Source organism: Shinella sp. NM-101, assembly GCF_021401195.1.
In the GTDB taxonomy this organism is placed as follows: domain Bacteria; phylum Pseudomonadota; class Alphaproteobacteria; order Rhizobiales; family Rhizobiaceae; genus Shinella.
Genome location: NZ_JACBFT010000025.1, coordinates 1 through 11,992 on the forward strand (window position 1 = coordinate 1; position 11,992 = coordinate 11,992).

Below are 11,992 nucleotides of genomic sequence, written 5' to 3' on the forward strand. Positions count from 1 at the left end.
CTCGGTGATCTGACGCACCGCGTCGCGCTTGAACTCTTCCGTGAAATTGCCTTTGCCCATGTAGGCCTCCTGCCTCAGATTTAGGGGAGAAGGCGTCTACAAATCTAGGGGCTATTCAGATCTTCAAGTTCGCGACCTACGACATCGACTTTATTGCCAGCGAGGTGGAGAGCGGAGGCCATGGATCGATCGCGGCGTTGAACCGCATGCTGCTCGTCCAATACTTTTCCGCTATCGAGGCGTATCTTAGCGACCGCCTGATCCGCCTGGTGCTCGACGATCCCAAATCCATGTCAGCATTGGTGAGGGGCAACAAGGAATGGGCCGCCGAAAAGATCAGTGTCGTTGAGCTTGCATCAAATGCAGATGCCTTTCGCGATTGGGTGCATACGCGCTTGCGCGAGCTGATGTACCACAACTTCGTGAAGATCGATCAATACTATCGAGGCGCGCTCGGCTCTACAATTTTTCCCGACGAATCGACAAAAAAAGTTCTTATGGAGTTCGTTCCGGTACGGCACGATTGCGTCCACCGTTACGGTCGCGATCACGACGGTCAACAGCGTACTATAAGCAGAGCAGATCTTGATAAGCTGGGCGGCGCCCTCGAAAACATGGTCGTTCACCTTGAGGAATTGTTTGTCCGGCGAGGTACAGACGGGTAAGGCGTTGTTCGCCGCCTGCATGGCTAACTCGGGGATGGTGGCTGCGCGAGGCCAAGATATGGGGGCGGAAAATGTGCATTCATACCGTGATTGTCGATGGCCCCCTTGCATTGCGGATGCAGCGGCTCACCGCGGCGCGCGAAGGCGCGATCGGGCGCCAGATACTAACGCTTCCCCTTTTAGCTGCGCGGCTCGCGGGCGGCTTCATAGCCCCAGCATCTCAAGAAATGTTGTATCCCGCGATACGAGCGGCTCTGGACGCTGGGACCTACGAAGACATCGGACAGGTGTCCGACCTGCCCGGAATGCCAACTGCTGTACTCGCCTCGCTCCGAAGCTGGTGGGAGGCCGGCATCCTAACTGAAATTGCGGACAATCCCCGCCTTCGTGACTTCACTATGCTGGAACGGCGTGTGAGAGAGGCGTTGCCCCCGGGGACACTCGCCCCGCCAGACCTCGTCGAAGCGGCACTGAAGCGCCTGCATCACGCTCCAAAACTTTTGGGTTCCGTTACGCTTCATGAGGTTCCCAACATCAAGCCCGTCTGGCACCGGCTCATCGAGCACCTCTGCGACGTTGTTCCAGTGCGATGGGTTGCTTCGGCCCATTGCCAGCGCAGCTGGTTTCCCGGAAACGAGGTAGTGTTGCCCGCCGGCCGCAGCCATCTCGCCGCCGCTGATGTCTGCGCCGATCCGCGGAGCGAGGTGCGAGAGGCGCTGCGTTGGGCGAGGGCGCTCATTGCGGAAGACGGCATATCTCCGAGCGAAATCGCGATCACGGCCACTTCGCCGAATACGTGGGACGATACATTCTTGGTGCTTGCGCGCGAGGCTGGGCTTCCACTGCATTTTAGCCATGGCGTCCCCGCCTTGGCGACGCGTGAAGGTCAGAGCTGTGCCGCACTGGCCGATGTTTTACTAAGGGGCCTCTCGCAAGAACGCATGCGCCTCTTATTCGCCCGGGTTTCTCCAGCGCGTCAGAATATCCCCCTCGACTGGGCCAAGGGTTTAAGGCGAAGCGCTGCGCTGTCGACCCCGCAGCATTGGCGGCACGCCCTCATGCAAGCGCGAGCCGAACGGGCCGATGGAGATGCTGCCGAAAAATCATTGCTACCGGTTATAGAGCTTCTCGCTAGCGGTCTCCTCGAGGCGGAACGCGCGGGACGTCTTTTGTTGCGTGGGGCAGCGCTCGCCTTGTGGCAGGATGCCTTACGCATGGCGCCTCCCCAGGCATTGGAACTCTCGCTCCAGGCCCTCCGTGTCGATGACGGGAAAGAGCCCGGCAGCAGCGTCGTGTGGGGACCAACTCGTCATCTAGCCGGCGCCCCTCGCAAGTATCTCCGGCTTCTTGGCCTCGAGGCAAACGCCTGGCCGCGACAGGCGATCGAAGATCCGTTACTTCCGCAGCATCTTCTCGACAAGATTAGGCTTCCGTCAGCTGATATCGCCGACGAGGACCGACTGATGCACGACCTCCTCATAGCTCAGTGTGACCACTATGCGCTCTCACGCGGACATAGGAGTGCGAGGGGTGCGCTGCAAGCCGCGAGCACGCTCTGGCGCCGCGATCAGCAGCGGATCGTGAGCCGGAGCGCCATCCCCGGGCACGCCTTCAGCGAAAGCGATCGCCTCTATGCAAGACCTGCAGATGCAGGCAAGCAATCGCAGATTCGGTCCAGCCGCGCCTGCTGGCGGGCTTGGCAGGATAGCGAGCGGCATACCGCGCATGATGGGCTGACTCGGGAAAACCATCCTTTGATCCTGGATGCACTCGCGGAAGTGCAATCCACGACGTCCCTAAATCGCCTCCTTTGCAATCCGCTCGGATTTGTCTGGGAGTACGCGCTTCACTGGCGCGAGCCCAATCTCGACCCCCAGCCGCTGGCGCTTGACCGACGCGCGTTCGGAGAACTCGTCCACGCCCTCATTGGAGGAGTTCTCCGCAACGGTGCTCCGAGGAATTTTGACGAGATCGACATCGGTCTAGCAGATGAAGCCAAGCGGCTGGGCGACATTTGGCCGATCGCACGTGCAGTCCCACCGGGTCTGCTGTGGCGCCATACGATGACAGTGGCCCGTGAACGCGCATCGCGGGGGTTGCGAGATGCTCTTGGAGAACCTCGTGGCATGAGCTGGACCGAGCTCACATTCGGCGAGCCCATCGCGGGGCCTCATCCTTGGACAACGCTTTCGCCGGTCTCGGTTGGAGCGACCGGTATTGCATTTCGCGGCAGGATCGATCGGCTAGACGAGGACGCGTCTCGAGGTGCGGCCATCATAACGGACTACAAGGTAGGTGCGGCGCCCGAGCGGAAGAAGACCATCGTTTTCAATCAAGGGAGGGAGCTCCAACGCGTTTTCTATGCTCTGGCCGCCAAATCGTTGCTGCCGGAGGTCCGGAACGTCGAGTCTCGGCTGACCTACCTCAGGCACGAGCCCGCTCGCACCTTGAGCTTGGTCCACGACGAACTCGCAGCTGCCATCGAGGAGGCAATTACCTTTACAGCCGCTGGTGTCGAACTTCAGAAGACCGGGCAGATTGCGCCGGGTCCCCAACCGGAGTTTTTTGACCCGATTTCGATCGCGCTGCCATCCGATCTGGACGTCTATCGTCGTACCAAGCAACGTCCCTTCGCGCAGGTGAACAGCCCGCTATCCAAGCTTTGGAGCAGCCCGTGACCGCTGACCTAGATGCTCGCAGACGCGCGTTGACAGACTTCATATCCAACATCCTGGTCGAGGCAGCCGCTGGCACCGGCAAGACGTCCTTGATGGCTGCCCGTGTTGCGATGATGATAGCGAGCGGGATTGAACCCTCAAAGATTGCCGCGATCACCTTCACCGAACCGGCGGCAAGCGAGCTTGAAGCGCGAATTCGGTGGACGATTGCGGAGCTCCGGGCCGGAAAGATCCCGCCGGCGCTAGCAAAAACACTCACTGAGCCGTTAGACGCGGATGCGCTTGCTCGTCTCGAGGCCGCGGCTCCGCGACTCGATGAGATCACGGCGACGACAATCCACGGCTTCTGCCAAGGCATCATCCGCTCCCACGGGCTTGCTGCGGGTCTCGATCCCGGATCCAGAGTGGTGGATGCAACCGTCGCCGAGGCCCTCTTCGATGAAGTGCTTGCCGAGTGGTTGGCGCGAAAGTTAGCGGATGGTGCCGACGAAGATGGAGCGATCGCCACGTTGGCGAAGGACGATCCGCTTGGAGTCGTCGAGCGCGTTCGCGAACTTGCCGTATTGCGCCGAGACCATCGCACCGCGAGTGCGCCTCCACCTGATTTCTCATCCCGGCCCGACCGGACATTCAACGAAGCCGTCGTGGCGTTTTCCCGCTGGCACGCTGCCGGTCCAGCCGAGGCTGGCACAGCGGACTTGATCAATGACCTGGAACGTTTGGCTGCATTCTATAACGAAGCCCTCGCGAATACCGCATTTCCAGTCCTTTGGCGCTTGACGCAGCCTCCACGCATCGAAGCTATGTTGCCGCGGTCCATCGATCTACAGCCGTATCGCAGAATGGCGGCCTGGAAGAGTGTCCTCGGACCCGCTGAAGGCCAGCGTCGGGGTGGCGAGGCCTCCGCCCGGTACGAGCAGGTGAGCGCGGCATACCGAGTCTTGATTGGGTCGATTGCCCAGCGGCTTGTGCATGAACTGGCCGCGGTCTTGAGCGAAGTGATCGATGCATATGATCTGCGCAAGCGTGATGCTGCGATCCTGGATTTCGACGACCTGCTGCTTCAAGCGCGACTTCTCGTCTGCGAGCATACGGAAATCCGCGAATGGCTTGCGGGCCGCTACCCGCATCTTCTCGTCGACGAATTCCAGGACACGGACCCGCTACAGGCCGAGATCCTGTTTTTCATCGCGGCAACCACGCCTCCCGGCCGATGGGAACAGGCTGAGCTCCGTCCCGGCGCGCTGTTTCTGGTCGGCGATCCTAAGCAGGCTATCTATCGGTTTCGCGGGGCCGACATTGAGGCCTATGCCGTCGCAAAGTCGGTGATCGCCAGATCATCCAACGGCTGCCTGCTAGCCGTTACAGCCAATTTCCGGTCCCGGGCGGAAGTGCTCGAACATGTCAACGAGGTTTTCCAGCAGGTTCTTGCCAAGCCGGGGCAGCCCGGCTTCGTGCCCTTGACGGCTACGGTGAACCCGCCGCCGCTGCCATTTCCGGCTGCGGCGAAGTTGACGATCGACGTGCCGCGCGATGCTCGCGCAGAGGAGCAGCGCGAGGCGGAGGCGGAGGCGGTGGCCGGTCTTTGCGTGCGCTTGATAGGGGCACTTACGATTACCGAGGCAGACGGCACAGAACGGCGTCTTCGCGCAGGTGATATAGCGTTGCTCGCGCCCACGCATACCGATTTATGGCGCTACGAGCGGGCCCTTGAAGGACAGCGGATCGCTGTCGCCTCTCAAGCTGGCAACGCACTATTCCGGCGGCAGGAATTGCAAGATCTTCTGGCTTTGGTCCGAACGTTGAGCGATCCCTTGGACACACTCGCGTTTGGCGCGCTTATGCGAGGCCCGCTTGTTGGCATGAGCGACGAAGAGTTGCTCGACGTCACGGCGGCACTCAAGCCAGATGCTGACGGTCGCCGGCGATTTCAGTTGCGGACGGTGGCTGACGACGTTGTCCATCCTCTCGCTCGTGACGTGCTCGTGAAACTCCAAGGTCTGCACAGACTCGCTGCGGAGCTCACGCCCATGCAATTGCTAGCGTACGCGATCGAGCGATTGAACCTCCGGGTGGTGATGGCCGCGCGTCATGGCCAACGCAACGCTCGTGCGTTGGCGAATCTCGATGCGATTGTCGAGCTTGCCAAGCCCTACGGAGTCGCTGGCCTGCGGGCATTTGCGCTCGATCTCCAGCGGGGTTGGGAGCGAAAACGCCGCCACCCCGAGGGACGGGTGGATGTCTCCGGAGAAGCGGTCGAAATCGTCACGATGCACAGCGCCAAGGGGCTTGAATGGCCTGTCGTCATCACGGTGAACTCGTCAACTCGTTTCAAGCCTCAGGACCAGTTCGTCTATCGCCAATCGGACGATACCCTCCATTGGATCGTCGGCGGCATTGAGCCACCGGACTTGGCAACCGCCCGCAGCGAGGAAGAGTTTCGTGAAGCTAGGCAGCGCGAACGGCTGTGGTACGTCGCGACCACGCGCGCCCGCGATCTTCTCGTAATCCCCGAGCTCCCAGGAGCCTCGCCGCGCTCGTGGTCCAGGGTCATGGATCTAGGACAAAAGCGACTGAGCGAGCTTCAAACTGACATGCTACCTGTCCCTGAAGTAACCGCTACTGATGTCCTGACCAACGAGCAGACCGACGCGATTTTCACCGCCGAGCGCGAGCGCATCGTGGCAGCCTCGGAACCCATTCTCTGGGATCGTCCGAGCGAGCGCGATCCTGACCGCAGCGCAGACACGATAGACAGCTTTGTCATGGATAGCACCCCGGACGGACAACGAATAATCGGGGCGGGCGCCCTCCGCGGTAACGTTCTTCACAAGCTGATGGAGGAGCTCCTTAATGGCGAACTGTCCCAAGGCGAGGAAGAGGTCATCCGGCGGGCCGGACAACTGCTAGAGCAACTGCAAGCCGCGTTGGATGGCAGCGACAATAAGCTCAGGCCGGATCCCGCGGAAATGGGAAGAACAGCGCTGCGGACATTGCGCATGCCCGACCTTGAGCCGTTCATCGGGCGGCTGGTGCCCGAAATTCCGCTATGGGCAGCAGCCCCGCCACGCTATCTGGCCGGCCGCGCGGATGCCGCCTGGCTCGACGGCGATCGCATCGCCCTGGTCATAGACTGGAAATCGGATGTGAATCCGGATGCGACTGCGCAGGGTGCACACGCGGCACAGCTCCGTGATTATCTGAGCGTGACCGGTGCTGAACGCGGGGCCGTCGTTTACATGTCAGCTGGTCATGTCTCCTGGATCGACCCGGGAGTGCCGTGATTACCAGACGGGATTGAGTGTCGGGGAGGAGGAGCAAACGATCACCCGGCTAGATCCACGCGTCATCGCGACATAGAGGTTTCGAGCGTTGAGGGCAGCGGCGTTCAGAACAACGGAGATATCGGCTTCCAGGCCTTTGAGTAGCAAGGTGCTGCCGACCGAGCGTCTGGCAAGCGGCCGCCCAACCAACCGCGACTGCTCGCGGATCGCAACGGTCGCCTCGCGGAAGGACGGTCCCCCTGGGGAGGCGGCGAGCTGGAGGGCGCGCTGGGCTGCGGCAAGCACCGCCGGACGATAACATCGCACCCCGCCCGTCCTGTTGATAGACACCAACAAGTCTGCAACCGCGCTCAGCGTTCGCTCCTGCTCGACCACAACGGCCGCCTGTTCCATTTCGGACAAGGCACGGCCAAGGCTGCCCGCCCGGGCGGCAGCGATCGACCGCACAAGGTCATCAGCAGAAAAATTGCTCATCAGGTTTTCAGCAAATCCAGCAGCCACGGCGAGCGCTTCCTGGTGACTGAGATCAAGCGCAGCTCCAAAATCCGTCAGGTCCCGCAAGTCTACGGCCTCTACGGTGACGGCACCATCGACCTGACGTGCGAAGCGGCGCTGTCCACGCGGGTCAGTACTGTCGCCGATAATCAGGACCTTTGCTTCGCCGGAGACTTGTACCGCGGCCGCCGCCAAACGAAGTGCATCATCGCGCCGACCGTCGAGCTCGATCCACTGAACTGCAGCGGGCGCCGTCCGCAGGTCGATCGGTGTGCCGCTGACGAGCTGGGGCCGGAGGGAGAGTAACCAATTCCCCAGTTCGGCGGCTCCGGCATTGTTCCACCGCCAAGGAATGGTGAGTTCCCCGACAACCGGGAAGAATGCCAGCACCTCTGAATTCCAATCCGCTAGACGGTCGCCCCCGAATCCGAAGATGGATTGGAAAGGGTCTCCGACGATCGCTGTCGGCAGGCTCTGGGCGAGCCAGGTCACCAACGCGTGTTGGCGGATGGAGCAATCCTGGTACTCATCTACAAACAGTCTTTCGTAGCTTGCGGCGAGGATATCGTTCACACGCCCGTTTGCGATGAGCCGAGCCGCTGCATCTCGGATGGCCTCATAATTCGGCCGCGCACCGCTTATGATCCTCGGATCGAGGCGCGCGCGCTGCGGAAATGTCGAAATAAGCCGGATCGCAAAGCCATCCAGCGTAGTTGCTCGATAGGAGCTGGGTTTCACTCCCGCCTTTTCGAGACGCCCACGCAACGCTGCCACGCCGGCGTTGGTGTGCGTCAACACGAGGATCGGTTTCGCGCCACCGTGCCGGGCAAGCGCGTCCGTGATGAGCTGTGTCTTTCCGCAGCCAGCAGGAGCTACGACAAGTCCACGCCCGATGGCGTTCAGGTCGATTTCACCGGCTGCCATCTTCAACCCAATCCAACACGCCATCCATCACGCTTGTCAGACTAGCATTGGCGGCAGCATAAGAAGGTCCGACGATGGTCCGTCCAGCGGTCTCCATGGTTGTAATGGTCTTAAGCCAGCCGAACCGCGCCGCAGCATTCCCCAGGAGCGTTCGGCTGGCGGCATCGAAGCCATTAATCAGAGCGTCGGTTTCAAGAACAATCAGAGACGTCGAGCTGTTCGAAATCGTCTTGATATGCGCGTCGATGAGTGCGCGTTCCTTTGCTTCGACCGCAAGCTCGAGAAGTTGCGCGACGGACGCGTCTGACAAGGCAGAAAACAGCTCCTGCTCAAGCGCCCGCCCCCCACCCCAGGCGAAGACCTCCCCTCCGCCGGCCAGGAAAGTCGCCTCCGCTGCTGCTGGCGCGGCCTTGTCACTGTCGCGCAGGATGGCGACGCGGTATCCAAGGGACTGCAATGCGTTGGCGCGGCTGAACGTCTCATCGCCATTGCCGTTGACCAGCGTGGCGCCGCAGGCGGCCAGCGATAATTCACCCGTTCCGGTGAAATGTTGATCCAGTCCGCGCATAAGGCCGATCTCGCTTCCGCCTTCACACACAACGATGGACCTCGCGAGGAGGGCATGGGCGTGAGCCCGGATCGTCCCCTGCACGTCCCCTGCGTCGCTGGCACGGGTCACGGTGTGTTCGTAATCGCTATGTCGGACGATGTGGAGCTGGTGAGCGCTCAGTTCGGTGACGGTCGTTGGTGAATGGCTCGTTGCGAACACCTGCATCGGAGGAATTTCTTCCTTCGCACCGAGCGCCCCGAGCAAGCGGATGATGCGGTGCGGCTCAAGGCCGTATTCCAGCTCATCGATCAGGAAGGTCGTTGCCTTTTCTGCAGCTTTCCGCTGCAGAGCGGCGATCAAAAGACGCGACGATCCCAAGCCGAGCGACCTCAGCGGTATGCCGCTCTCGTCGTGCAGCGAGATCGACCCGCCCGTAAAGCTGATCGAACCGGCGTCGATAAGGGCTTGCACCGCCGCACCGACAGGAACGCCCATCTCACCTGCAGCGGCGGTGACGATCTTCAAGGAGCCTTCCAACTCCTTGAGTTTCTCCTGATCAAAAGCATCACGCATCTCGCGCGCCAGCCGGGTCAGTTCGCTCGATGTATCTGCTTTGCCATCCGTTATTTTGCTCAACACCGAACCACGCCGCCACGTTAGGTGTGAGTCGCCCGCCCCACCGAGCCGCGCCGGCGCAATCCGGGTGCGATCGGCCCAGCTGAGGTTGCGCGTTCGTCCCGCGGCCTGCGCGCGCGGCGACACGAGCGACCATTCCGGCTCGAGGTCGCTCTGCACGGTGAGTTGCAGTGTCAGCGCCGTTTCTAACCCGGCACCTGGCTCCGCCTCCACGATTCCCGTCACCGCGTTGAAGCCCACCAGGAAGTCGCCGTACGCGTCGATGTTCTTGAGCGGATCATCGAGGGCGCCAAGGGTAACGGAAATGCGGATAGGCTGATCGAAGTCGATCCCGTGGAAGTCCGCATCCGTGAAGGACAACGATCGCCGCGCGCCGAGGCATAAATCGATTGCGTCGAGGATCGTCGACTTCCCGCTATCACCCGGGCCGATGAGACAGTTTACCCCGGGCCCCGGCAGCCACCGGAGAGTTTTGATTGCGCGAAAGTTCGCTATTTCCAATATTCGGACCAATGCCATGCCCACCCCCACATCTGCTTTTTTTCGCTTACCTGCCGTGCGCTGTATTAGATCTCCGCGGTAAAATCCTCCGCGAATAGCTATTCGGTGCAGGCGCGGCGGAAACGCTAGGGCAAAAGACATATAGCAGGTGATGCCACGAAGGGCCGTGTTTTTTACAGCTACTCCGGGAAACCCTCATGGGAAATGCTTGCATGAAAACGGCTTCATCTGCAAAATCTAAAGGGGCAGTATTTCTATCTGGCCGGCCTTATTGCTTAGGACGTGCATAATCGGAAGACGACGGGGAGGCCTTATGGATACAACGAAGCCTAATCAAGGTCTGTTGTTCGACGACCGGTTTCTGGACAAGTACGCCGGGCCGATCATTTCTGATCCCGCAGTCGCAATCGTGGAACTTGTGGCAAACGCCTGGGATGCCTACGCCACACGTGTCGATATTGTCTGGCCGAAGCGAACAGAGAATATCCCGTTTTCGATAACGGACAATGGAAAGGGGATGACGCCGGCACAGTTTGAGCGGCGTTGGAAAACCCTTGACTACAACCGCCTCCTCGAGGAAGGAAACAAGTCTGCGCCGCCTGCTGAAATGTCCAGCTCCCCTCCGCGCAATCCCTATGGACGCAACGGAAAAGGGCGTCACGCTGCCTTCAAGTTCTCTGACCCATATCGCGTCCGGACGTGGCGTGATGGCGAGGAGACAATATACGAGGTCCGACGCGGTACCAAACAGCCGTTCGATGTAAAGATTGTCAGCTCACGCACAGGTGTTGAAGGTCACGGGACAGAGATTAAAGCGACCACGTCCGACGGGGTTGCCATGGATGCCGATACAGCCCGGGAAATCATTGGGACTCGCTTCCTTGCCGACCCAAACTTCGTTGTCTCATTAGACGGTACACTCGTCACATTTGACGACATCCCTACGCACAGCATTCAGAAAGTGGTTGTCGATGTGCCGGGCCATGGAATCGTCCAGGTCGTCATGATCGATAGCCAAAAGGCTGACCGTACTACAAAACAACACGGCATCGCTTGGCGTGTGAATACACGTCTCGTAGGCGTACCAGGCTGGATAGGTTTCGATCATGAGCGGATACTCGATGGTCGCAGCACTGAGGCGAAACGCTTTCAGTTCATCGTTTCTGCCGATCTTCTTGAGAACGCTGTTCAGCCTGACTGGACGGGCTTTATTTCCAGTGATCCTGCCTGGCAGGCAACCCGCGACGCGGTTCACGCGCAGATCAAGAAATATCTCTCTGCATTTTCTGCTGATCGCCGTCGTGAAGCCAAGGAGACTGTGAAAGAGAACCTCGTGAAAACTGTGCGGCAGTTGCCGCCTGTAGGGCGGGAACGCTGGAATCAGTTTGTCGACGAGGTGATCGACAACTGCCCCTCCATTTCAACCGATGAGGTAGGGAAGGTGGCAGGTATCCTCGCCAATCTCGAATTGAGTACATCGAAATATGGATTAGTCGAAAAGCTCCATGAGCTTGAGCCCGGGGACCTTGACGCCCTCTACCAACTTCTTGACGATTGGACGCTCAGGCTCGCCAAAGATGCCTTGGACGAGGTTCAGACACGACTGAAGCTGATTGAAGATCTCGACAATAAGCTTCGTGATGAAACCATGGATGAGGTGGGAGACCTTCAACCATTGTTCGAGCGATCACTGTGGGTATTTGGCCCCGAGTTCGAAAGCCTCGAGTTCACCAGCAACAGGGGAATGACCGAAGTTATCAGGAAGATCTTCGGATCTGACAAAATAGGCAGCAGACAACGCCCTGACTTCGTCATATTGCCGGACGGAAGCGTTGGACTTTATAGTCGCGACGCACACGACCTCGGTCATGATGTCGACGGGGTATCCCGCCTCGTGGTCGCCGAAATCAAGAGGCCAGGAATCGCCATTGGCTCGGAACAGAAGGATCAAGCCTGGCGGTATGTGAAGGAGTTGAGAAACAAGGGGCTGTTGACCGAGGCAGCGACCATCACGTGCTATGTGTTGGGATCCAGGATCGACAAAGACGAAAGCGCCCACCGCACAGAATGGGACGGTCGGGTAACAATAATCCCGATGTCTTACAATACGTTCATACGTCGAGCGGAGAAGCGAATGCTCGGCCTGCGCGAAAAGCTCAAAGAAGCACCTTTTTTACGCGACATCGACGAGACGTTTCTTGAGCCGCCTCAGGAACAGCAGGCCGACATGCTCGTCAGCTGACGCAGTTTCGCGCAGAG

At 59.9% G+C, this 11,992-nt stretch carries 6 protein-coding genes; 4 read left to right on the forward strand and 2 right to left on the reverse strand.

Annotation, left to right across the window (positions count from 1 at the left end):
• The first annotated feature begins 206 nt into the window (after positions 1–206).
• From L0976_RS26480 to L0976_RS26490, 3 genes are all read left to right on the forward strand, one after another.
• A complete protein-coding gene (locus tag L0976_RS26480) occupies positions 207–665 on the forward strand; it encodes a hypothetical protein (RefSeq protein WP_234189896.1) in 459 nt (152 codons plus the stop codon).
• Positions 666–736: 71 nt separating this feature from the next.
• Positions 737–3,343, forward strand: coding sequence for a PD-(D/E)XK nuclease family protein (locus L0976_RS26485; protein WP_234189897.1), 2,607 nt, complete (start codon positions 737–739; stop codon positions 3,341–3,343).
• Entirely contained in the window at positions 3,340–6,627 is a 3,288-nt protein-coding gene (locus tag L0976_RS26490; RefSeq protein ID WP_234189898.1) for a UvrD-helicase domain-containing protein, read from the forward strand. The genes L0976_RS26485 and L0976_RS26490 overlap by 4 nt, the downstream gene beginning before the upstream one ends.
• On the opposite strand, the gene L0976_RS26495 is transcribed toward L0976_RS26490, so the two are convergent.
• Complete coding sequence (locus tag L0976_RS26495) at positions 6,628–8,046, reverse strand: UvrD-helicase domain-containing protein (protein ID WP_234189899.1); 1,419 nt, start codon at positions 8,044–8,046, stop codon at positions 6,628–6,630.
• A complete protein-coding gene (locus L0976_RS26500) occupies positions 8,033–9,751 on the reverse strand; it encodes an ATP-dependent endonuclease (protein WP_234189900.1) in 1,719 nt (572 codons plus the stop codon). Before L0976_RS26500 ends, L0976_RS26495 begins: the two co-directional genes overlap by 14 nt.
• A gap of 295 nt (positions 9,752–10,046) precedes the next feature.
• Between L0976_RS26500 and L0976_RS26505 the strand changes: the two genes are divergently transcribed.
• On the forward strand, positions 10,047–11,975 hold the full coding sequence (locus L0976_RS26505) for an ATP-binding protein (RefSeq protein ID WP_234189901.1): 1,929 nt from the start codon (positions 10,047–10,049) through the stop codon (positions 11,973–11,975).
• Positions 11,976–11,992: the final 17 nt, after the last annotated feature.